General features: G+C 62.2%; 16 protein-coding genes. 5 read left to right on the top strand and 11 right to left on the bottom strand.

Annotation, left to right across the window (positions count from 1 at the left end; all coding sequences use genetic code 11):
* Positions 1 to 123: 123 nt before the first annotated feature.
* The 11 genes from FBY03_RS00155 to FBY03_RS00105 all read right to left on the bottom strand — a co-directional run bounded on the left by FBY03_RS00155 (position 124) and on the right by FBY03_RS00105 (position 13,278).
* Entirely contained in the window at positions 124 to 1,767 is a 1,644-nt protein-coding gene (locus tag FBY03_RS00155; RefSeq protein WP_147170157.1) for a BatD family protein, read from the bottom strand.
* Positions 1,764 to 3,533, bottom strand: a complete 1,770-nt coding sequence (locus tag FBY03_RS00150) for a VWA domain-containing protein (protein ID WP_147170156.1) — start codon at positions 3,531 to 3,533, stop codon at positions 1,764 to 1,766. The genes FBY03_RS00155 and FBY03_RS00150 overlap by 4 nt, the downstream gene beginning before the upstream one ends.
* Positions 3,530 to 4,549 carry a VWA domain-containing protein gene (locus FBY03_RS00145; protein WP_147170155.1) on the bottom strand — a complete coding sequence of 340 codons (1,020 nt, stop codon included), beginning with the start codon at positions 4,547 to 4,549 and terminating at the stop codon, positions 3,530 to 3,532. Before FBY03_RS00145 ends, FBY03_RS00150 begins: the two co-directional genes overlap by 4 nt.
* Positions 4,542 to 5,036 carry a DUF4381 domain-containing protein gene (locus FBY03_RS00140; RefSeq protein WP_147170154.1) on the bottom strand — a complete coding sequence of 165 codons (495 nt, stop codon included), beginning with the start codon at positions 5,034 to 5,036 and terminating at the stop codon, positions 4,542 to 4,544. The genes FBY03_RS00145 and FBY03_RS00140 overlap by 8 nt, the downstream gene beginning before the upstream one ends.
* Entirely contained in the window at positions 5,033 to 5,974 is a 942-nt protein-coding gene (locus tag FBY03_RS00135) for a DUF58 domain-containing protein (RefSeq protein WP_147170153.1), read from the bottom strand. The genes FBY03_RS00140 and FBY03_RS00135 overlap by 4 nt, the downstream gene beginning before the upstream one ends.
* 5 nt (positions 5,975 to 5,979) lie before the next feature.
* Positions 5,980 to 6,939, bottom strand: a complete 960-nt coding sequence (locus FBY03_RS00130) for a MoxR family ATPase (protein ID WP_147170152.1) — start codon at positions 6,937 to 6,939, stop codon at positions 5,980 to 5,982.
* A gap of 157 nt (positions 6,940 to 7,096) precedes the next feature.
* Positions 7,097 to 8,038, bottom strand: coding sequence for a biotin-dependent carboxyltransferase family protein (locus FBY03_RS00125; RefSeq protein WP_147170151.1), 942 nt, complete (start codon positions 8,036 to 8,038; stop codon positions 7,097 to 7,099).
* Positions 8,038 to 8,754 carry a 5-oxoprolinase subunit PxpB gene (gene pxpB, locus FBY03_RS00120; protein ID WP_147170150.1) on the bottom strand — a complete coding sequence of 239 codons (717 nt, stop codon included), beginning with the start codon at positions 8,752 to 8,754 and terminating at the stop codon, positions 8,038 to 8,040. Before pxpB ends, FBY03_RS00125 begins: the two co-directional genes overlap by 1 nt.
* Positions 8,751 to 9,503, bottom strand: a complete 753-nt coding sequence (locus tag FBY03_RS00115; protein ID WP_147170149.1) for a 5-oxoprolinase subunit PxpA — start codon at positions 9,501 to 9,503, stop codon at positions 8,751 to 8,753. The genes pxpB and FBY03_RS00115 overlap by 4 nt, the downstream gene beginning before the upstream one ends.
* Positions 9,504 to 10,030: 527 nt before the next feature.
* Positions 10,031 to 11,914, bottom strand: coding sequence for a methyl-accepting chemotaxis protein (locus FBY03_RS00110; RefSeq protein ID WP_147170148.1), 1,884 nt, complete (start codon positions 11,912 to 11,914; stop codon positions 10,031 to 10,033).
* Between the two features lie 143 nt (positions 11,915 to 12,057).
* Positions 12,058 to 13,278 (bottom strand): OprD family porin, encoded by a 1,221-nt coding sequence (locus FBY03_RS00105; protein WP_147170147.1) that lies wholly within the window; start codon positions 13,276 to 13,278, stop codon positions 12,058 to 12,060.
* Between the two features lie 280 nt (positions 13,279 to 13,558).
* On the opposite strand from FBY03_RS00105, the gene FBY03_RS00100 reads away from it, so the two are divergent.
* The 5 genes from FBY03_RS00100 (at position 13,559) to FBY03_RS00080 (ending at position 23,012) form a co-directional block, all read left to right on the top strand.
* Positions 13,559 to 14,503: a LysR family transcriptional regulator gene (locus FBY03_RS00100; protein WP_147170146.1), complete on the top strand. Its 945-nt coding sequence runs from the start codon at positions 13,559 to 13,561 to the stop codon at positions 14,501 to 14,503.
* Positions 14,504 to 14,856: 353 nt separating this feature from the next.
* On the top strand, positions 14,857 to 15,843 hold the full coding sequence (locus FBY03_RS00095) for a TRAP transporter substrate-binding protein (RefSeq protein ID WP_147170145.1): 987 nt from the start codon (positions 14,857 to 14,859) through the stop codon (positions 15,841 to 15,843).
* A gap of 96 nt (positions 15,844 to 15,939) precedes the next feature.
* Entirely contained in the window at positions 15,940 to 16,446 is a 507-nt protein-coding gene (locus FBY03_RS00090) for a TRAP transporter small permease (protein WP_147170144.1), read from the top strand.
* A 61-nt stretch (positions 16,447 to 16,507) separates the two neighbouring features.
* Positions 16,508 to 17,812, top strand: coding sequence for a TRAP transporter large permease (locus FBY03_RS00085; RefSeq protein WP_147170143.1), 1,305 nt, complete (start codon positions 16,508 to 16,510; stop codon positions 17,810 to 17,812).
* Positions 17,813 to 18,149: 337 nt separating this feature from the next.
* Positions 18,150 to 23,012, top strand: a complete 4,863-nt coding sequence (locus FBY03_RS00080; RefSeq protein WP_147170142.1) for an NAD-glutamate dehydrogenase — start codon at positions 18,150 to 18,152, stop codon at positions 23,010 to 23,012.
* The last annotated feature ends 38 nt before the right edge of the window (positions 23,013 to 23,050 follow it).

Raw genomic sequence — 23,050 nt, 5'->3', positions numbered from 1 at the left:
CAATTACGCACCCAGGCGATGCGCCTGTTGAGGCAGAGCTGTCGAACCGAAACCATTGCTGCTTTGCACGGATGGCTGCAGCCGCGCCTGCAACCTGCCCAGCAGGTTGCCATGCTGATGGCGTTAGCGTGGGTACAGCGGCGGTAGCGAACTGACGTCTTGGCTGGCGCTGTGCTCAGCACCTTCGGCCGCAGGCAAGCTGCGTATTGCGCGCCAGAGGTCTTCGCCCTGCCATTGCTGACCGGTTTCGCTGTATAGCGCGCCGTTCAGGCCATCCAGTGCATCGGACAGGGGCACGAAACGAGCCGCCATGCCCGCCAGGGTTTCCGGTTGCTGGCGGGCCCAGGCGTCGAGCGCGTGGCGGGTAGCCAGCGAGTCGTTGGCCAGGCAGGCGCGTTTGAGCTCGTCAAGCAAGGTGCGCGGGCTGGGCCCGGCTTGGGCCGCCCGCAGTACTGCTGGCTGGCGGCGTGCGCGCCACCACAGGGCAAAACCGAGCAGGGTGGTGAGGCTCAGCAGTACGCTGCTTAATTGCCAGGGCCAGAGAGGCGGGCCTGGCTCGATGATTTGTGTCGACGCCGGGGGGGCTGCAGCTTCCAGCTCAAGGCTGGGATTCAGCGCGACGTCCAGGCTGTGCGCCGGCAGGCTGGTACGTTCCAGGCGATCCTCCTGGGTATTCCACCAGACCACTTCCACCGCGGGCAGTTCGAATGTCCCGTGGCGATTGGGCACCAGCGCCTCACGCTCCTCGCGGCTGCCGATCAGACCATGTTCGTTGGCCTGGTTGCCCAGCTGTGGTTGGTCCGGGTAGCGACGCAGGCCATCGACACTGGTCGCCGGTAAAGGAGGCAGTTGGGCACTCGAGAGCCCGTCGACCTTGAGCAGCAGGCTGCGGGTCAGCGAATCGCCGACTTGGGCGTGGTCGGGATCGGGCGTCCAGGCTTCCACCAGGCTCAGGGCGCGAGCCGGAAGCCAGGGCACGCTGCTGGGGTAGTCGGCCGGTTTGGCTTTGACCCTGAGTGGGATTTGCGGTGACCTGACCTGCGTCACCTTGCCGGTGCGGGGGCCGAAGGGCAGATAATCGTTACTGCCTGAGCGATCCACCACCGTGGCGCTGAATACCTGGGCCGGGATGGTCAATTCGCCGCTCTGCTGCGGAAAAATCGCATAGCGCAGCTCGATCACGCCATGACGCACGCCGTTGATGTCTTTTTCATAGGTGCGCGGCGGGCCGAGTGACTCGATGCGCGCCTCCGGCATTTCCAGCGGGCTCAGGCTGCTGTCGTCGTATAGGGAGACGGAGTGATAGATGCGCAGGGTCAAGAGGGTTTGCGCCTGTACGTAAACGCTTTCCTGATCGAGGCTGGCATCGATGAACACCGGGGCCAGCTGATGGTTGTCGGTGTCGCGGCCGGTTTCCTGCACGTGCAGGGTGATGGGCAGGCTCTGCATATCGCCAAGGCGCAGGGGTGGCACTACCACATAGCCTTTCTGTTTGGGTTGCAGGGTGACGATCCAGCGCGTGATGGCGCGTGACTTGCCGTTGAGGGTGGTCAGACGGTTGACCTGACGGGTGCCGAGTACTTCAAATAATTCGTTGAGCGGGCCGAGTTCTGGTTTGCCGAACAGGGTGGCGTCGTCCGACTCGAGGGTCAGTTCGACGGTTTCCCCATGGTTAAGGCGAGCCCGGTCGATGCTCGCGTTAAAACCCTGTGCGCTGGTCTGGAATGCCAGCAATGCGAGGAGGAGGGTGCAGAGCAGGCGGGTCATCGAGTCTGTTCCTGGCGTTGTTGCTGTTCGTACCAAAATTTTCGCCGCAGTAGCTCGCCCGGATCATCGGGGATCTGCCGCAGCCATTGCTCTAACGCCTGACGGCGCTCGTCATCCAGGGCTTCTTCTGCGCTAGCTAGCTGTTCCTCACTGCTTGGCTCTGTGGCGGGTTTGCTAGGCGTACGCTTGTCGTCGCCGGGCGCGGGTTGCTTCGCGGGTTCATCGCTGGTGCCCGGCTCGGGCTGACTGGGCGGTTGCTTATCCACGTCCTGACCGGGCTGTCCGGGTTGGGGCTGTTCAGGTGGAGTTTGCTCATCGTTCGACGGATTCTCTGCCGATGCTTGTTGTTCTTGTTGTTCTTGTTGCTCTTGTTGTTCCTGTTGTTCCTGACGCTGGCGCAGCAATGCTTCGACCAGTGCCATGTTGTTCTGTGCCTGGGCCAGGTCCGGTTGGCGCTCCAGGGCCTGGGCGTAGGCCTCCACGGCCGCTTCCAATTCATTGCTGAGGGCCAGGGCGTTGCCGCGATTGTAGTGTGCTGTTGCACTGTCGTCCGAGGCGAAGCGTTCGGCAGCGCCGGCGTAATCGCCCGCCTGGTACAGCGCCAGGCCTTGCCATTGCGGGTCTTCGAAGCGCTCGGCTGCTTCGCGTGGGCGCTGGGCTGCGAGCAGACGCTGACCCTGCTGGTCCGGACGCAGCCAGAGATCGCCGAGGCCGAAGGCGTAGCTCGGCTGAGGCAGTGCCAGCAACAGCAAGGGCAGGCATAGCAGCCAGCCGCGGCGCCCGGCGCAAGCTGCCAGCAGGAGCAACGGCAGCAGCAACCAGTAACCCTGATCGGCCCAGGCCTGCAGGCGAGTCTGTTCGCCATCGTTGCGTAGTTGTCGGGGGCGCTCGAGCAGGCCGAGGCTACGCAGGTCACGGTCATCCAGGCTGGCCTGGTGGTAACGTCCACCGATGGTCTGGGCAAAGTGCGTGAGTCCGGCATTGTCCAGGCGGGGGATCAGGATGGTGCCTTGGGCATCTTTGAGAAAACCGCCGCCTGCCAGGGTGATGGGGGCGCCCTGGATACTGCCGATACCGAGAATGTGCAGGCGCACACCGCGGTTGTCGAGTGCTTGGCTGATGCCAAGGCGCTCCTGCTCATTCAAGGTGCTGCCAACCAGCAGCAGGCGGCCCTGGCCTTGCGCGCCCTGTTCGAGCAGGTTCAGGGCTTTGCTCACGGCCAGATCGGCGCGATGCCCGGGCTCGGGCATGATTGAGGGCTTGAGCGATTCGAGCAGGTTGCGGCTGGTGCTCAGGTCATCGGACAGCGGCACCAGGATGTGGGCACTGCCGGCGAAGACCACGATAGCGGTCTGCGCATCGCTGCGTGCCTGCAGGAGGTCGAGCACCTTGCGCTTGGCGTGCTCCAGACGGTTCGGCGAGGCGTCGGCGGCGAGCATTTCCGGGCTCAGCTCGAGCAGTATGACCAATGGGTCGGCAGGCTTCTGGTTGCTCTGCTCCAAGCGTTGCCAGCTCGGCCCGAGCAAGGCCAGCAAGGCTAGCGACCAGGCCAGGCCGAGGGCTATCCAGGGGAGGCGGCTGGTACGGCCTGCGCCGCCGCTGAGCAGAGCGGCATGAAATGTCGGCGGCAACAGTAATTGCCAGCGGCCAGTGCGTTTTTCGCGGTGCCAGAGGCGCCACAGCAGCCAGCTCAGCAGCGGCAGAAGGAGTAACCAGTAAGGGCGCAGCCAGTGCGGCCAGAGTGCGGTTGGCGACAGTTCGATCATGATGCTTTCGCCCCGTTTTGCCTGGGCATTCGCCGTAGTTGTGGCCACAGTTCGCGGATCACCAGAAGCAGGCTCAGCAGCAGGGCCGCGCTCAGTGGCCAGGCATACAGCGCCAAGGTGGGGCGCGTCAGGGTCGGTTGCTGGGCCACCGGTTCGAAGCGGTCGAGGCTGCTTTCGATGGCTTGTAGTTCCTCGCTGTCGCGCGCGCGAAAGTATTTTCCGCCGGTCAGCTCGGCTATTGCATGCAGGGTCGGCTCGTCCAGGTCCAGCCCCGGGTTGAGGCCGAAGATGCCGAGCGCGGCGCTTTGCCGAGGGTCGGCGCCAATGCCGATCGGGTAGATTTTAACCCCTTCCTCGGCGGCCAGGCGCGCTGCGGTCAAGGGCTCTATTTCGCCGCCGGTGTTCGCGCCATCGGTGACCAACACCAGCACGCGACTGTCTGCCGGGCGCTGGCGCAGGCGTTTGACTGCCAGGCCTATGGCATCGCCTATGGCGGTATTCTTGCCGGCGATGCCTATCAGGGCTTCGTCCAGCCAGGTGCGGACCGTCTTCCGATCATAGGTTAGCGGGGCTTGCAGATAGGCCTGGCTGCCGAACAGGATCAGGCCGACGCGGTCGCCCTGGCGGCCCTCGATAAAGTCGCCGAGCAGGTGCTTGACCAGGGTCAGACGGCTAACGTCTTCCTCTTCCCAGCGCATGTCGGCGTAATCCATCGAGCCGGAGACATCCACCGCGACCAGCAGATCGCGGCCGCTGGCCGGCAGGGGCAGCGGCTCCCCGAGCCATTGCGGGCGTGCGCTGGCACTCAACAGTAACAACCACAGCAGCACGAAGCGCGCTTGTTGTCGCCAGGCAGGCAGGCTGGCCCGTGCCCGGCGTCCAGACAGCTCTTGCAGTTCGTCGAGAAAGCTGATGTTGAGTGCCGCCTCGCCGCTGTCCGCCGCGGGCAGCAGGATACGCAACAGCCAGGGCAGTGGCGCGAGGAGGAAGATCCAGGGCCAGGCGAACTCAAACATGTTTGCCAATCCAGGTGGCGACGGCTTGGTTGAGCCCTTCGATGGCCTTGTCATCGAGGGTGCAGTGCGGGCGGTAGGCGCCTTCGACCAGGATCATCCAGCGGGTCAGGCCGGCAGCCGGGCAGCGGTTGTCGAGGAAGGCCAGCCAGGCGCGGCCGCTAAGCAAGTGGCTATCGCTCTGTGGGTACTGTTGGCGGCAAAGGCGCTTGAGCAATGCATTGAGTTGCTGCAACCAGGGGCCGGCAGGCACGCCATAGTAGGGCTTGCTCAGCAGCTCGAGTTCGTTCAGCGCGGCTTGCCGCAGCAGATCCAGTTGCTGCGCTTTGTCTGTGACCTTGGCCCGACGCGGTAGCCGTTTGTACAGCTGGAGCAACCCCCAGAGCAGCAGCGGCAGCAATGCGGTCAGCAGCCACCAACCCGGCGCGGGTGGCCACCAGCCGATCGCGGCAGGGGCGATTAACGGTTCGAGCTGGTCCAGCGGGTTCATGGTTGCTTCCTGGGGCGCTGGACGTTGAGCTGATCGCGCAGTTGCTCGATCAGCTCGGTCTGCGTGCTCAGGGGCAGTAAGGGCACACCGAGCTTCTGCGCCAGGCGCTGCCAACGGTCGATACGCGCCTGAGCTTGGGCGCGGTAGGCCTGGCGCAAGTCGAGGTTGTGAGTGTCCAGTTCCAGCCGCGCGCCACGCTCGGCAAAGCGCAGCAGGCCGGCGGCGGGCAGGGCGTGATCGAGCGGGTCGGAGAGCGGCAGGAGCAACAGGTCGGTATGCCGGGCGAGGAGCTGCAACTGCTGTTCGCTGTTGTCGCCCAGAGTGCGTTCGTCGCACAGAACGATCACCAGGCTGCCGGGGCGCAACACTTCGCGGGCGCGGCGCAGGGCCAGGGTGAAACTGTCGGCTTGGCTCTGCGCGTCGCGCGATAGCGCCTGATTGGCCAGCGCCAGACGGTTGAGCAATTGCAGCAGGCTCTGCTTGCTGCGCCGCGGCTTGATTTCGTGCTGCGTGTGGTTACCGAATACCAAGCCGCCGATGCGGTCGTTGTGCTCCAGGGCGGCCCAGCCGATCAGGCTGGCGGCCTGGGCCGCGAGTACCGATTTGAACATCAGCCCCGAGCCGAAAAACAGCCGTGGGCTTTGTTCGACCAGAATATAGGTCGGCCGTTCGCGTTCCTCATGGAACAGCTTGGTGTGCGGCTCCTGGGTGCGTGCGGTAACGCGCCAGTCGATGGTGCGTACGTCATCGCCGGCCTGGTAGACGCGTACCTGGTCGAAGTCCACGCCGCGGCCACGTAACTTGGAGTGATGCAGACCAATCAGTGGGCTGCGCCGCGCCGGGGTGGAGAACAACTGCACCTCGCGCACACGGTGACGCATCTCGATCAGCTCGGCGAGATTGACCCGGACACCGGGTTGCGTGGGAAGTGCATGCATAGCGATCAGGCGACGGCGACTACGTCGAGAATCCGCTGCACCACGCGGTCCTGATCGATGCCGGCGGCCTCGGCCTCGAACGACAGGATGATGCGGTGGCGCAACACGTCGAACAGCACTGCCTGGATGTCCTCCGGACTGACGAAGTCGCGGCCCGCCAGCCAGGCATGCGCGCGTGAGCAGCGGTCCAGGGCTATCGAGCCACGCGGGCTGGCGCCATAGGCGATCCACTCGGCCAGCTCGGGGTCGAACTTGCTCGGCGTGCGCGAGGCCATCACCAGCTGCACCAGGTATTCCTCCACCGCATCGGCCATGTACAGGCCAAGGATTTCCTTACGCGCGGTGAAAATAGCCTGCTGGCTAACCCTGTGCTCGGGTTTGGTCTCGCCATTGAGCGCCTCGCCACGGGCCTGCAGGAGAATCTTGCGCTCCACCGCGGCATCCGGGAAGCCGATGGTGACGTGCATCAGGAAGCGGTCGAGCTGAGCCTCCGGCAGCGGGTAGGTGCCTTCCTGCTCGATCGGGTTCTGCGTGGCCATTACCAGGAACAGCGGCGACAGGTCATAGGTATTGCGGCCGACGCTGACCTGACGCTCGGCCATGGCTTCGAGCAACGCCGACTGCACCTTGGCCGGGGCGCGGTTGATCTCGTCGGCGAGTACCAGGTTATGAAAAATCGGCCCCTGCTGAAACGCGAAGCTGCCAGTCTCCGGGCGGTAGATTTCAGTACCGGTGATGTCGGCAGGCAACAGGTCTGGGGTGAACTGAATGCGATGGAACTCAGCCTCGATACCTTCGGCCAGTTCCTTGATCGCCTTGGTTTTGGCCAGGCCGGGAGCCCCCTCGACCAGCATGTGGCCATCGGCTAGCAGGGCAATTAGTAGCCTTTCGATGAGTTTTTCCTGGCCGAGTATCTGACTTGAAAGAAAATGTCGTAGCGCGACAAGCGCTTCACGGTGTTCCATCGTTGGACTCTTTATGGAGGGATGCACGTCGTGCCAGGCGCAGCGACGGCCCAGACTTTAATGCATTTACCAATGTGTCGGCTATGCACGACTCGGCATCCTCGCCATGCGACAGGCGCTGAGCGAGGCACTCCAGAATGAGTGGGCGAGGTAGCGGCTAGCCTGGCCGCCATTGATTGAGCAGGCGCAGGTGCGAGTCTTGCGCCGATTCCTGCTGCACAGGCGCCAGGCGCAGCTCCTCACCGGGCAGGCACTGCGCCAGGCGCGCGACTGCTTGGGGGGTGAGGGCGCCGAGGCGCGGGTAGCCGCCGATGGTCTGGCGATCATTGAGCAGGGCAATCGGCTGGCCATCGGGTGGCACCTGCACGGCGCCCAGTGGAATCCCTTCGGAAACCATGCTTGAGCGGCGGCAATGCAACCGTGGGCCGAGCAGGCGCATGCCCATTCGATCGGAGCGTGAATCAATCTTCCAGGCGCTATTGAATACGTCGAACAAACTCTGCCCACTGAAGTCGCCGATTTGCGCGCCCATGACCAAGTGCAGGCGCGGTGAGGGCGTGAATACAGGAATCAGTCGCTCATCTAGGCTGCGTTGCCGCAACCCCGTACCGCGCCAAGTCAGCCGTTCGCCGGTCGCCAGTGGTTTGCCGTTACCCTGCAAGCCGCCCAGCTCCTCGCGGGCCATGCTGGCGCAGCTGCCGAGCACGCTGGGGGCATCGAAGCCGCCGGGAGCCGCCAGGTAGGCGCGCGCGCCATGACGTGGTTGGGCAAACTTGAGCTGTTGGCCTTGGCGCACGTTGAAGCTGCGCCAGGGTGCCAGAGGCTGGCCGTCCAGGCTGGCGCCGAGGTCCGCACCAGCCAGGGCCAGGCAAGCGTCCTGTTCGCAGAGCAGGTTGAGATTGCCCAGGGTGATCTCCAGTACTGCGGCGCCGAGCGGATTGCCCAGCAACCAGTTGGCCCAGTACATGGATATCCAGTCCAGGGCGCCGCTCTGGGTTACGCCCAAGTGGCGCACGCCGAAGCGACCGGCATCCTGCAGTTGGATAAAGGGCGTGCTGCGTTCGACGCGTAATCCGCCAGTGGTGGGGGAGTGCTGCATTACGTCATCTCCAGAGGGCTGTCATCGCCGCCGAGGCGGATGAATTCGGCGTGGTCGATGGGCTCGAAACGCACCCGGTCGCCTGGCTGCAGCAAGCTGTAGCCGTCGATATTGCGGTCGAAGAGTTTTGCTGGGCTGCGGCCGAGCAGGTTCCAGCCACCCGGTGAGGCCACTGGATAGACCGCAGTCTGGCGTTCGGCAATGCCTACGCTGCCGGGTGCGATGCGTTTGCGCGGGGTGCTCAGGCGGGGTGTGGCCAGGACTTCCTCGACCAGCCCCATGAAGGCGAAACCTGGGGCGAAGCCGAGGGCGAACACCTGGTATTCATGGCTGCTGTGGCGGCGGATGACCTCGGCTTCACTGAGGCCGCTGCGTTGCGCCAGCAGCGGCAGTTCCGGACCGACGCTGCGGTCGTACCAGGTCGGCAAGCTGTGACAGCGCCCCCCTGCGGTGCTGGCTGGTTGCAGGTCGGCGAACGCCTGAGTGATCAGCTCACGGGCCTGGGACGCGCTGCTGCGTTGGAGGTCGTAGTGCAGCAGCAAGGTGGTGTAGGACGGTACCAGGTCGATCAGCGCATCGCCGAAACTGCTGCGCAGACGTTGGCTGGCGGCCAGCAGCCAGGGCATGTTGCTTTCTTCGATGCTGTCGAACAGGCGCAGGATCAAGCTATCGATGCCGGCAACTTCGAGCCGGGGCACAGGGGCGCGCGCTGTCATGCCCGGGCCAATGCGTCGAAGGCTTGGCGGATGCGCCGTACTGCGGCGACCGAACCGGCGTTGTCGCCATGCACGCACAGGGTGTGGGCCTGCAAGGGCAGGGCGCTGCCATCGCTGGCGAGCAGCGCATCGCCCTTGGCCAAGGTGGTGGCCTGGTTGACGATGACGTCGCTGTCGTGGTGCACCGCGCCGGGCTGGCTGCGTGCGACCAAAAAGCCGGCCGCGTCATAGGCGCGGTCGGCGAAGGCCTCGAACCACAGGGTAATGCCGAATTCGTCGCCGATGGCTTGCGCCTGGCGGTTGTCGCGAGTGGTCATCAGCATCACCGGCAGGCTCCTGTCATAGCTGGCTACGGCGCGCATGACTGCACGTAGGGTGTCCGGTTTGCGCATCATGTCCTGGTACAGCGCGCCGTGTGGTTTGACGTAGCTGACGCGGCTGCCCTGGCTGCGGCAGATCGCCTCGAGGGCGCCGATCTGGTAGAGCAGCAGGTCCTCGACCTCCTGCGCCGAGCAATCCATCGAACGCCGGCCGAAACCGACCAGGTCTTGATAGGCCGGGTGGGCACCGATGCGCACGCCATGGCTGACGGCCAGAGCCACGGTCTTGCGCATGGTGCTGGGGTCCGACGCGTGGAAGCCGCAGGCGATGTTGGCACAGTCGATATAGGGCATGACCTCGGCATCCATCCCCATTGTCCAGGGGCCGAAGCTTTCGCCGATATCGCAGTTCAGAAGCAGGCTGTTCACGGAAGTGTTCCTCTGGGCGGAGCGTCATGCTCTGGTCTGTCAGACGCAGGTAGCGACGGCTGTTGAGTGGCCACTGCACGGGCTTGTCTATGAAAAATGGACCGTGCAGCATTCTTCAACGGAGCACTTGGCACGTCCAACTAATAAAAACGTGCACCGGAGATAGGAAAAGTCGATGGTTGCCGCTGTGCTCGTCGCCACTGCGGCCAAACGCCCGAGCACCTCTGGTCCCGGTGCCAGGATGCCCGCGGCCTGGCGGATCTGCGTCATGCAGGACGGTATTGCCGGCCCGCTCGAGCGCACTCGAATGCTGTGCAATACCTGCCGTCGCTGCAGGGCGAGGGCGCCATCCACGTCAAGCAGGGCGAAGGTTTGCCGATCGCTGGCACGTCGTAGCCATGGGCGTCTGGCACCTGCCGGAGTCCGGTGCCGAGGGCCGTACTCATGATTGGTTCGTAGAGGCCTTACTGATGGTGGCGACGCGGGATTGGCCGACGACTAGGACCGTCGCGCAGGCCAGGCGCCAGTCAGTCGACCTGGAACTGCTGCGCGCTGCGGTTCAGGGCCTCGACCTGGGTGGAAAGACTTCGGGTGTGTTGATCCAGGTTCAGGCGCAGGCCCTTGGTCTCGCCGGTGTGGACGTTGATTTCCTCCATCTTTCCGGCGATGTCCTCGGTGCTGCTGGAAATTTCCTCGATGGCCACCACGACCTGATTCATCTCGCCGCTGAGTCGCTCCATCGATTGGGTGATCTCCTCGATGACGCCCGCCACCTGTCCGGTATGCCGCTCGCTTTCCGCGGCGAGGGACAACCCGCTGGTCATCAGCTCATCCATACTCTGCGTCTGTTGCTTGAACTCGCCGACGATGCGCGCGATGTCGGTGGTGGCCGAGACGGTTTTCTGCGCCAGTGAGCGCACCTCGTCGGCCACCACCGAGAAGCCACGTCCTGCATCGCCGGCACGGGCGGCCTCGATGGCGGCATTCAAGGCGAGCAGATTGGTCTGGTCCGCCAGGCTGTTGATCACGTCGATGATGCCGGCCACCTTTTCGCTGGATTGAGTGAGCAGGGCGACCTGTGCATGGGTGGCCTGAATCAGCTGCGACAACCGGTCCATGCTCGCGACGCTGGCGTCGATGATGCTGCTGCCCCTGCGGGCCGAGTCGTAGGCCGTGTGGGTGGCGTTGCCGACGTCGGAACTGCGCTGCGCCATCTCGTTGATGGTTGCCGAGATCTGCTGCGAGGCCGAGGCGGCCTGTTCGGTCTGTATTTCAACTTGGCTGCTGTTTTCGCCGAGGCGGCGCATTGCCTCGCTGAGGTGGCTGTGCAGTTGGGCCAGTTCGCGGTTGGCGTCGATGACTTGGCTGACGATCCGGCCTATGCCCTGGATCATCCGGTTGGTCGTCGCGCTCAGCTGGTTGAACTCGTCCTTGGGGTTGCGGCCGACTGGCAGTGTGCCGGTGAGGTTGCCGGAGGCGACCTGAGTGAGGAGTTGGGTGACATTGTTCAGTTGCCTCATCAGGGTCCGCGAAGCCTGACTCAGGGTGAGCAGCAGGAACAGCGCGACGCCGACGAAGCTCAGACCCATGATCCAGTGCGAAGCGCGGCGGGCTTGTTGTGCTTGCAGGGCGGTGGTGGTGAGCAAGCCGTCTTTCAGCGTGAGGTTTTGCTCATCGATGCGTTGTTCGATCTGCCAACCCAGGCTGGCCAGCTGCGTGTCGATCTCGCGGATCTGCTGGATCAGTGCGTGCGCCTGGGCAAAGGCCTCGGCAAAGCCAGTGACCGCCTGTCCGATCTGGTTTTCCCGCCAGTCCAGTTCCTCGATTTTGGCCTGCATGTCGCCGATGGCCGCCTCGGTCTTGTCTGCGTAGCCGTTGTCGAAGGTCGCCAGGTAGTCGCGTTGGTTGCTCAGGGCTGCGGCGATAAAGGGGCGAATCAGACCGATGTTGATCGGCTCCAGTTTCTCTGCGCTGTTCGCCAGGGCCTGGCGCTTGCCGGTGAAGGGGCTCAGACCGAGTTGCTGGCTCAGCTCCAGCCATTGTCGTTGCAAGTCGGTTTCGGCCAGGATCAGCTGCTCTATCTGCCTGGCGCTCTCGGCGATCACGCTGTGCCCCAGGCCTTGGGCCTGGGCGACGAACTGTCCGGCGCGCTGTTCGAGCGCGTTCAGCCGCTGAGGGAAGGCGTCTTGGGTTTCGGGGGTGAGTGTTTGGCGCAGGGGCCCGAGTTTCAGCCAGTCGTTCATCAGCGCGAAGGAGGCGCCAGCGTAGGCCGTGGCTTCTGCGCGGGCTTGCAGAGAGGTACTCAATCGCTGGCTCGCCCAAAACGACGAGGCCGCCATCAGGCCCAGGCTGATCAGGGTAACGATGATCAATAGACGGAACTTCTGTTTCCAGGATAGGAAGAACTGCATGGATACTCCTCACCACCTTCGGGCATGAGTTACAGGCATCGGCCGGTGATTGGATAGCTTGAGCATCGAAAGCGCCAACGCCGCAGGCAGTTGGCGGAACAGGAGAAGGGCCGACGGTGCCTGACCGTCGGCCGTGCAGCGCTTTACCAGAGCGCCAAGCTATAGCTGAGGATCAGGCGGTTCTCGTTCAGGTCGTTGCCGAAGTTCGAGCGCACGGTCGCATTACGCCATTTGACCCCGAGGTTCTTCAGCGGGCCTTGCTGGACGACGTACGCGATGTCGGTGTTGCGCTCCCATTCCTTGCCAGCGTTGCTGGCGCCAACCTGTACGTTGTCGCCGGAGACATAGCGGCTCATGAACGTCAGGCCGGGTACGCCAATTGCGGCGAAGTTATAGTCGTAGCGCGCCTGCCAGGAGCGTTCGTCGATGTTGGCGAAATCATTGATCTGGATGAAATTCACCAGGTAGGGGTCGCTGCTGGCGATGTAAGGAAATGGATCATCGCCGCTCATGCGCTGGTAGCCGGCACCGAAGGCATGGCCGCCGAGGGTGTAAGTGAACATGGCGCCGAAGGCCTGGTTGTCGATGTCGCGGAAGTTGCCAGCTTCCTGGCTCTTGGAAAAGCGCAGGTCGGTCTTGAGCGCCTGGCCTTCGCCCAGTGGCTTGAGGTAAACCAAGGTGCTGTAGTACTGCTGGTAGATGTCTTGCAGGTTGCCGTAGTGCAGGCCGGCGCTGAGCTCGGGGGTCAGTTTGTAGTCGCCGCCAGCAAACACGAACGAGTCACTGCTGCCGCCGATGCGGTTGGCGCTCATCTCGCTGTAGTCGGTGGAACTGTTGGCCTTGATGCGATCAATCTTGCCGCCCTGCAGGGTGAGTTGGTCGATCTCTTGCACATTCAGCAGTGCGCCGCGGAACGATGCCGGGAGCAGGCGCGAGTCGTTCGACGAAACGATCGGGCTGCGAAAGGCCAAGGAGCCAACTCGCAGGGTGCTCTTGGATACTCTGAATTTCGCCGTCAGGTCGAGCTTCGAGTACTCGTCCTGCGAGCCGCCGGAACGGTCGGCCGGCAACAGGCCGCTGCCCGCGGTGCCAGCGCCGGAGTCGAGTTTCAGTCCCAGTAGACCCGTGGCGTCGAGGCCCACACCCAGCGTGCCATCGGTATAGCCAGACTCCAGGCGCAGGAGAAAACCCTGGGTCCATTCTTCCGCCTTGTCGCGTGCGTTGTGCTGGCGAAAATCACGGTTGAAGTAAAAGTTGCGTAGCTCGAGGGTGCCTTTGCTGTCGCTGATGAAATCGGCGTTGGCCAGACCGGGAAGGCTGCTGCTGGCTATCAGTAGGGCCGCTATACGATTGTTCGGGGTCATCCGGAGTATCTCCTGGACGCCATGCACGCAGCGCAGAGGCGGCTGCTGGGCAGGACGCAGTTCTATGTTTGTTTTTATTGGGGCTTGCGATACCGCCGGGGCATTCTTGGGAGGAGAAGACGGACGCGTCCAACGAGAAAAACAGGGGGACGGGTGATAAGAAAATTCGATACGGCATTCAGGGGGTAGGCTCGAAATTGGCGTGCGGTCTGCTTCGCGTGCATCATTGCGTATTGCTTACCTGCAACTGAATTTCATTACCGAGAGGGGCCCGTCAGCCATGAACCTGAGATTTCTCGAGACCTTCGTGTGGGTGGCGCGCCTGAAGAGTTTTCGTCTCACCGCGGAAAAGTTGTTCAGCACCCAGGCCTCTATTTCAAGTCGTATTGCCGCACTGGAAGACGAGCTGGGGGTGCGCCTTTTTCTACGTGATTCGAAAGGCGTTTCGCTGACGCCGGAAGGGCAGAAGGTGCTCGAATACGCCGAGCGCATGATCGACACCATGCAGGCGCTTAAGCAGTCAATCAGCGATACCGGCAACATCCAGGGGCGCATCCGTGTTGGTGCTATGGACACGGTTATTCACACCTGGCTGAGCCCCTTCGTGACCAAGATCATGGAGCGCTACCCGGCGGTGGAAATCGAGCTGACGGCCGATACCGCGCGTAATCTCTGCGATCAATTGCAGAAGGGCTATCTGGATATCATTTTGCAGACCGATATGGTCAACGGCGACAGTGTGCGCAATCTGGAGCTGGCGAACTTCCCGGTGCAATGGATAGTGCCGACCGGCTCGTTGTATCACCGTGGCTATGCATCGATGGATGAATTGGCTAAAGAACGCATCATCACCTTCTCGAAAAATTCCCGCCCGCACCAGGACATCCTCAACCTGCTGCACGCCGGCAACGTCAGTGCGCCGCGGATCAGTTGCGTGAATTCCGTGGCGGCCATGACACGTTTAGTGCGTGACGGTTTCGGCATCGGCGCGTTACCGGCGGCCTTGGTCAGCGAAGAGCTGAAGCAGGGCGTGCTGACCATTCTCGATGATGTACCGCAACCTTCGCCACTTGGCATCGTCGCCACATGGCGCACCGGTGCTGGCCTTGAGCTGAGCGAAGACATAGTCGCACTCGCTTGTGAGGTGCTCTGCGAGTACGGCGAGCAGATGGGCGAAGCCATGGTGGTGCTGACGATCCCTGCTGTGGAGCAGAGCACCGACTGAGTCGGTGAGGCCGGCACCGCCAATACTGTGGCGCGTCGGTGCGCTGAGTGGGCAAACGAAGCGCCGTTGCGCGAATGTCTGCGCGCAACAGTAGCGACTGCAATCCGCTGATCGACTTCGCAGCCAAGGAGGCGCCGCGAAATATTAGCCTTTCCCCTATAATTCATGCGCCTTCTGCGCCTCGATGGTGCGTTCACCCTGTGTCTGCCGCGTTTCACCTCATAACGATTTCCGATCATGCGCTCCCGGTTTTTCTAGTTGGACAGGCTGTGCCTATTAAACAAGACTCGGGGTGTTTTCCCTCAAGCGCCGGCACAGACCATGGCGCCTACAACAATAATCTGGAGAAACTTATGAAAAGCACTTCGTTTCGCTGCGCACTGTCGGCTCTGGCCTGCACCTTGAGCATTGCTGCGTTTTCCGCACAGGCCGCCGAGCGCTGGAACATGTCGGTCGAGCAGCCCGACGGCAACTTCATCACCACGGTGGCCAAGGACTTCTCCAAAGATGTCGAAACCGCCACCGCCGGCGAGTTGCAGATACGCATCCATGCCAACTCGGTGCTGTTCAAACGCCCCGAGGTCAAGCGCGCGGTGCAGACCGGTCAGGTTCAGGTCGGCGACGTGCTGATGTCGGTATTGGGCAACGAAGACCCGATCTATGAAGTGGACAGCGTGCCCTTCCTCGTGCGCAATTACACTCAGGCGCAGAAGCTCTGGGAGGTCAGTCGTCCGGCGGTGGAGGCGCGTCTTGCCAAGCAGGGCATCAAGCTGCTGTACGCCATGCCCTGGTCGCCGCAGAGCATCTACAGCAAGACCCCGGTCAGCAGCATGGATGACTTCAAGGGCATGAAGTTTCGTGCCTATAACCCGGCGACCTCGCGCATGGCCGAGCTGATGGGGGCTATTCCGACGGTAATCCAAACCGGTGAAATCCCTCAGGCGTTCAGTACCAGCATGATCAGCGGCATGTTGACTTCGCCCACTACCGGAGTCGATTCCCAGGCCTGGGATTTTGTCTCCTACTACTATGACGTGAAGGCGTTCATTCCGAAGAACTTCGTGATCGTCAATGCGCGTGCCTTCAAACGTTTGCCTGAGGCTTCGCAAAAAGCTGTGCTGGAAGCCGCCGCCCGTGCCGAGACTCGCGGCTGGGCGATCGCTCAGGAGGAGACCAGTGCGCTGGTGAAGACCCTCGCCGATCACGGTATGCAGGTCGCCGAAAGCGCGCCTGAGGCAGTCGAAGCCGGTTTCGAGAAAATCGGGCAAACCATGGTCGACGAATGGCTGCAGAAATCCGGCGCCGACGGTAAGGCAATCATCGACGCGTACAAGAACTGACGCCGTCGTCTCGAATCATCGGGGTTAACGCGCATCTGTGCATGCAGTGCGCGTTGTACCCCGGTATCTACCAGCGATCAGGGGATTCTGCGGACCATGACGCCATTGCATAAGCTCTACACCCTGTCCGGATGGCTGTCCGGTGTGTTTCTCGTGCTGATCTGCCTGCTGGTGGTCGCACAGATCGTCTCGCGTCAGCTGGGGACTATGGTGCCTTCCGCGGATGAGTTTGCTGCTTACGCCATGGCGGCCTCGGGCTTCCTGGCGTTGCCCTATGCCTTGCAGCGTGGCGCACATGTTCGTGTCGAACTGCTGTGTGGGTTGCTGCCGGCTCGCGGGCGTTTTTTCGCCGATGTGCTGAGCACACTCATCGGGCTGTCGATCGCCGCCTATCTGGCCTGGTATTGCGCGCTGTTCGTGATCGAGTCCTACGAGTTCAACGAGGTGTCGTCCGGCCTGCTGCCCATTCCGATGTGGCTGCCACAGCTACCGATGCTGCTCGGCACCCTGATCCTGGTAATCGCGATGGCCGAGCGCCTGGTACTGGTATGCCTGGGGCGGCGTTTCGAGGTCGCCGACGTCAGCGCGGCGATGAGCGAATGAGAGCTGTCCGAGACGTCCTTCTTTTCTGCGGCTGTGGCCGCACCGCATCAGTGAGTTAGCCATGGACCACATGATAATTGCAGTCACCCTGCTGGTGACGTTGTTTGCGTTGCTCGGTGGGGGTGTATGGGTCGCGCTGTCGCTGATCGGCGTGGGTATCATCGGCATGGAGCTGTTTGGCGGTGCGCCGGCTGGCTCGATTCTCGCCTCCACCAGTTGGGCTTCCAGTGCCAGCTGGACGTTGACGGCATTGCCGCTGTTCATCTGGATGGGCGAGATCCTTTATCGCACGCGACTTTCTGAAGACATGTTCAATGGTTTGTCGCCGTGGATGCGTGGGCTGCCGGGACGCCTGCTGCATGTCAATGTGTTCGGCTGCGGCATCTTTGCGGCGGTCAGCGGTTCGTCGGCGGCCACGGCGGCGACCATCGGCCGGATTTCCCTGCCGGAACTGAAGTCTCGTGGCTATCCGGACAACATTGCCATGGGGTCGCTGGCGGGGGCCGGCACCTTGGGTCTGTTGATTCCGCCTTCGATCATGATGATCGTTTATGGCGTGGCTGCGCAGGTGTCCATCTCCCGACTGTTCATCGCCGGCATCCTACCGGGTCTGCTGTTGTTGGCGATTTTCAGTGGCTTTCTGATGCTCTGGGCGATGTTCAATCGCGACAAACTGCCGGAAGAAACCGAAGCCCTGCCATTTATGCAGAAGCTGCGGGGTTCCAAGTTGCTGATTCCCGTGGTGCTGTTAATCATGACGGTGATCGGCTCAATCTACGCCGGCTTTGCCACTGCCACTGAAGCGGCGGCGGTCGGGGTTGTCGGCGCACTGCTGATCGCCCTGTGCTCGGGCTCGCTGAGCCGCGAGACCTTTATGGCCAGCCTGATGGGCGCGGTTTGTACCTCGTGCATGATCTTCTTCATTTTGCTCGGTGCCGCGTATCTGACCTCGGCCATGAGCTTCACCGGGCTGCCTTCGGCGCTGGCCGATTGGATCATCGCCAAGCAGCTTTCGCCCTATCTATTGCTGTTGGCGCTAACCCTGTTGTTTATCGTCCTGGGCTGCTTTCTCGACGGTATTTCGATCATCCTGCTGACCACTGCGGTGGTGCTGCCGGCGGTGCAGGCCGCGGGCATCGACCTGCTGTGGTTTGGCATCTTCCTGATTCTGGTGGTCGAGATGGCGCAGATCACTCCACCGGTGGGCTTCAACCTGTTCGTCATCCAGAACCTGACGGGGTATGACATGTGGAAAGTGGCCAAGGCCAGCTTCCCCTTCTTCCTGCTGCTGGTACTGGCGGCAATCCTGATCACCGCATTTCCGCAGATCGTTCTGCTGTTACCGCAGGCGATGCGGGGCGTCTGAGTCCATCTGGGCGAAGGGCGCTGCGGCGCTCTTTGTCGGCGGTGCAACGGCCACCCGATGTTCCAGGTTGGAGGAGGGGTGCCCTTTCCATCGCATTTGACTGCCGGGAGTAGCAGCCTTGAAAGAAAATGTCGCAGCGCGGCAAGCGCTGCGGTGGCTTCCATCGTTAAGCTCATCCGGCAAATGTGACCAGCGAGTCGTTGACGTCGCCAGAGTTCGGGGGCAGCCACTTTAATGCAATCGTGGCCTCCTAGACTAACGTTGAACTACAGCGTTGTGGCGCCAGTCATGACTCGCGACTGCCCTAGTCGAATCACAAGCCAATCGGAGCACAACCATGGCGTTCTTTACTGCGGCCAGCAAAGCCGACTTCCAGCATCAACTGCAAGCGGCCTTGGCGCAGCACGTCAGTGAGCAGGCGTTGCCACAAGTCGCCCTGTTCGCCGAGCAATTCTTCGGCATCATCGCTCTCGAGGAACTCACCCAGCGTCGCCTTTCCGACCTGGTGGGCTGCACCTTGTCGGCGTGGCGTCTCCTGGAGCGCTTCGATCCTGCCAAGACCGAAGTGCGGGTGTTCAATCCCGATTATGAAAAACACGGTTGGCAGTCCACCCACAGTGCGGTGGAAGTTCTCCATCGCGATATTCCGTTTCTGGTCGACTCGGTGCGCATGGAGCTGAACCGTCGTGGTTACAGCATTCATACCCTGCAGAACAGTGTGCTCAGCGTGCGCCGCAGCAACAGTGGCGAGCTGCTGGAGATCCTGCCAAGCGGCACGCAGGGCGAGGGTGTGCTGCAAGAAGCATTGATTTTTCTGGAGATCGACCGCTGCGCCAGTGCTGGCGAGTTAAGAACTCTGGAAAAAGCCGTGCAGGAAGTCTTCAAGGAGGTGCGCCTGAGCGTCGCCGACTTCCAGCCGATGAAGGCCAAGGCCAAGGAACTGTTGGCTTGGTTGGGTAAGGCCAAGCTCAAGGTCGAAGGCGCCGAGCTCGATGAAATCAAGGTATTCCTCAGCTGGCTGCTCGACGACCATTTCACCTTCCTCGGCTATGAGGAATTTACCGTGGCCGATGCTGCCGAGGGCGGCACGGTGGTCTATGACGAGAGTTCCTTGCTGGGCCTGTCCAAGCGACTGCGCAAGGGGCTCAAGGCTGAGGAGCAGCATATCGATCCCGAGGCGGTCAGCTATCTGCGCGCGCCGCTGTTGCTGTCCTTCGCCAAGGCCGCCGAACCGAGCCGGGTGCACCGTCCGGCGTACCCGGACTTCGTCTCCATTCGCGAGCTGGATAGCAAGGGACGGGTGGTCAAAGAGTGTCGCTTCATGGGTCTCTACACCTCAGCGGTGTATGCCGAGAGCGTGTGGAATATTCCCTATATCCGCCGCAAGGTCGCAGTGATCGAGCAGCGTGCGGGCTTCGACAGCAAGGCGCACCAGGGCAAGGAACTGGCTCAGGTGCTGGAAGTATTGCCGCGCGACGATCTGTTTCAAACCTCGGTCGATGAGCTGTTCAACACAGCTATGGCCATCGTGCAGATTCAGGAACGCAACAAAATTCGCGTATTCCTGCGCCGCGACCCTTATGGGCGGGTGTGCTACTGCCTGGTCTATGTACCGCGCGATATCTACTCCACTGAGATCCGCCTGAAGATTCAACAGGTACTGATGGAGCGCCTGCAGGGCACCGACGTCGAGTTCTGGACTTTCTTCTCCGAGTCGGTGTTGGCGCGGGTGCAATTCATCCTGCGGGTCGACCCGAACAACAAAGTGCAGATCGACCCGGTACGCCTGGAAAAAGAAGTGATCCAGGCCTGTCGTTCCTGGAATGACGATTACGCTGGTCTGATCGTGGAGACCCTGGGCGAAGCGCAGGGCACCAATGTGCTGGCGGACTTCCCCGGTGGTTTCCCGGCGGGCTACCGTGAGCGCTGTGCGCCGCACTCTGCTGTAGTCGACATGCAGCACTTGCTCAGCCTGAGCAACGAACGGCCGCTGGTGATGAGCTTCTACCAGCCGTTGATTCAGAGTGGCCAGCAACTGCACTGCAAGCTGTTTCACGCCGACACGCCGTTGCCGCTCTCGGATGTCTTGCCGGTCTTGGAAAACCTCGGCCTGCGTGTACTCGGTGAGTTTCCCTATCGCCTCAACCGGCAGGATGGTCGCGAGTTCTGGATTCACGACTTCGCCTTCACCTATGCCGAAGGGTTGAATGTCGATATCCAGCAGCTCAATGACACCCTGCAGGATGCCTTCGTGCATATCGTCGGCGGCGACGCCGAAAACGATGCCTTCAACCGCCTGGTGCTGACTGCCGCCATGCCGTGGCGCGATGTGGCCTTGCTGCGTGCCTATGCGCGTTACCTCACGCAGATTCGCCTGGGCTTCTCCCTCAGCTACGTCGCCAGCACCCTGGTCAGTCACACCAATATCGCCAAGGAATTGGTGCGTCTGTTCAAGACCCGTTTCTATCTGGCGCGCAAGCTGACTGCCGAAGATCTGGAGGGCAAGCAACAGAAGCTGGAGCAGGCGATTGTCAACGCCCTGGACAATGTTGCGGTGCTCAGCGAAGACCGCATCCTGCGGCGCTACCTGGACCTGATCAAGGCCACCGTGCGCACCAACTTCTATCAGGTCGATGCAGCGGGGCTGGGCAAGCCTTACTTCAGCTTCAAGTTCAATCCGCGGGCTATTCAGGACATGCCCAAGCCGGTGCCGAAGTACGAAATATTCGTCTACTCGCCACGTGTCGAGGGTGTCCACCTGCGTGGCGGCAAGGTTGCCCGGGGTGGCCTGCGCTGGTCGGACCGCGAGGAGGACTTCCGCACCGAAGTACTCGGCCTGGTCAAGGCGCAGCAGGTGAAGAACGCGGTGATCGTGCCGGTCGGCGCCAAGGGTGGTTTCGTGCCGCGGCGCCTGCCGGTGGGCGGTTCGCGTGATGAGATCCAGGCCGAGGGGATTGCCTGCTACCGGATTTTCATCAGTGGTCTGCTGGACATCACCGACAACCTCAAGGAAGGCGAGGTGGTGCCGCCAGTCAACGTGGTACGGCATGACGAGGACGACCCCTACCTGGTGGTCGCCGCCGACAAGGGCACCGCGACGTTCTCCGATATCGCCAACGGTATTGCCGGCGAGTACGACTTCTGGCTAGGCGATGCCTTCGCCTCGGGCGGCTCGGCCGGTTATGACCATAAAGGCATGGGCATCACGGCCAAAGGGGGTTGGGTTTCGGTACAGCGTCACTTCCGTGAGCGCGGTATCGACGTGCAAAAGGACCACACCACGGTAATCGGCATCGGCGACATGGCCGGTGACGTATTCGGCAACGGTCTGCTGCTCTCCGACAAGTTGCAGCTGGTCGCGGCCTTCAACCATATGCACATCTTCATCGACCCTAATCCGGATGCGGCGAAGAGCTTCGTCGAGCGTCAGCGGCTGTTCGACCTGCCGCGTTCGTCCTGGGCGGATTACGACGCCTCGCTGATTTCTCCTGGCGGCGGTATTTTCCTGCGCAGCGCCAAGAGCATCGCCATCACCCCGGAGATGCAGGAACGCTTCGATATCAGCGCCGACAAGTTGGCGCCGACCGAGCTGCTCAATGCCCTGCTCAAAGCACCGGTCGACCTGCTGTGGAACGGCGGCATCGGCACCTACGTCAAGTCGAGCAAGGAGAGCCATGCCGATGTGGGCGATAAGGCCAACGACGCGCTGCGTGTCGACGGTCGCGAGCTGCGCGCAAAAGTAGTGGGCGAGGGCGGTAACCTCGGCGTGACCCAGCTTGGTCGCGTCGAATTCGGCCTCAACGGCGGCGCCAGCAACACCGACTTCATCGACAACGCCGCCGGGGTGGACTGCTCCGACCATGAAGTGAATATCAAGATCCTGCTCAACGAGATCGTCACCGCCGGGGACATGACCGGTAAGCAACGCAACACGTTGTTGGCCGAGATGACTGACGCGGTAGGCAGTTTGGTGTTGGGCAACAACTACAAGCAGACGCAGGCGCTGTCGATTGCCGAGCGCCGCGCGCGTGAGCGTCTGGCCGAGTACAAGCGTCTGATGAGCGCGCTGGAGACCGCGGGTAAGCTGGATCGCGGCATGGAGTTCCTGCCCACGGACGAGGAGCTCAACGAACGTGCCGCCAGTGGCCAGGGACTGACGCGTCCCGAGCTGTCGGTGCTGATTTCCTACAGCAAGATCGATCTGAAAGAGTCGCTGCTGAAATCCCAGGTGCCGGATGATGACTACCTGGCGCGTGAGATGGAAACCGCGTTTCCACCCTTGCTAGCCGATAAGTTCGGTGAGGCCATGCGCCGTCATCGTCTGAAGCGCGAGATCGTCAGCACGCAGATCGCCAACGATCTGGTCAACCACATGGGCATTACCTTCGTGCAGCGCTTGAAGGAGTCCACCGGCATGAGCGCGGCGAATGTCGCGGGCGCCTATGTAATCGTGCGGGATGTGTTCCGCTTGCCGCATTGGTGGCAGCAGATCGAAGCGTTGGATTACCAAGTGCCGGCCGAACTGCAATTGGCCCTGATGGACGAGCTGATGCGCCTGGGTCGTCGCGCCACGCGTTGGTTCTTGCGTAGCCGGCGCAACGAGTTGGATGCCGCGCGCGATGTGGCGCATTTTGCTCCCCGCATCGAAGCCTTGGCCATGCGCCTGGATGAGTTGCTCGAAGGTCCTGCCCGCGAGCAGTGGCTGGCGCGCTTCCAGGGTTATGTCGAAGCCGGTGTGCCTGAGGCGTTGGCGCGCGTGGTGGCGGGCACCAGCCACTTGTACACCTTGCTGCCGATTATCGAAGCCTCGGATGTCACCGGTCAGGATCCCGTGCAGGTGGCGACGGCTTACTTCGCCGTAGGCGGGGCGCTGGAACTGTCCTGGTACGTGCAGCAGATCACCAGCCTGGCAGTGGAAAGCAACTGGCAAGCCTTGGCGCGGGAGGCATTCCGTGATGATCTGGACTGGCAGCAGCGGGCGATCACCGTTTCGGTTCTGCAAATGGCTGGCGGACCCGAACAGATCGAGGAGCGCGTAGGCGTATGGTTGGAGCAGCATCGTCCGTTGGTCGAGCGCTGGAAGGTCATGCTCGCCGAATTGCGCGCCTCGACCGGCACCGACTACGCCATGTACGCGGTCGCCAATCGTGAGCTGATGGATCTGGCGCAAAGCGCCCAGCATGGGGTCTGCATTCCCTGAGGCATGCCTGAGCTAAGTCTGAGCCCCGCCTAGTGCGG

It is taken from the genome of Pseudomonas sp. SJZ079, assembly GCF_007993865.1.
Lineage (GTDB): Bacteria > Pseudomonadota > Gammaproteobacteria > Pseudomonadales > Pseudomonadaceae > Aquipseudomonas.
The sequence above is the reverse complement of the archived record's forward strand: the minus strand, read 5'-3'. Positions and strand labels throughout refer to the sequence as shown.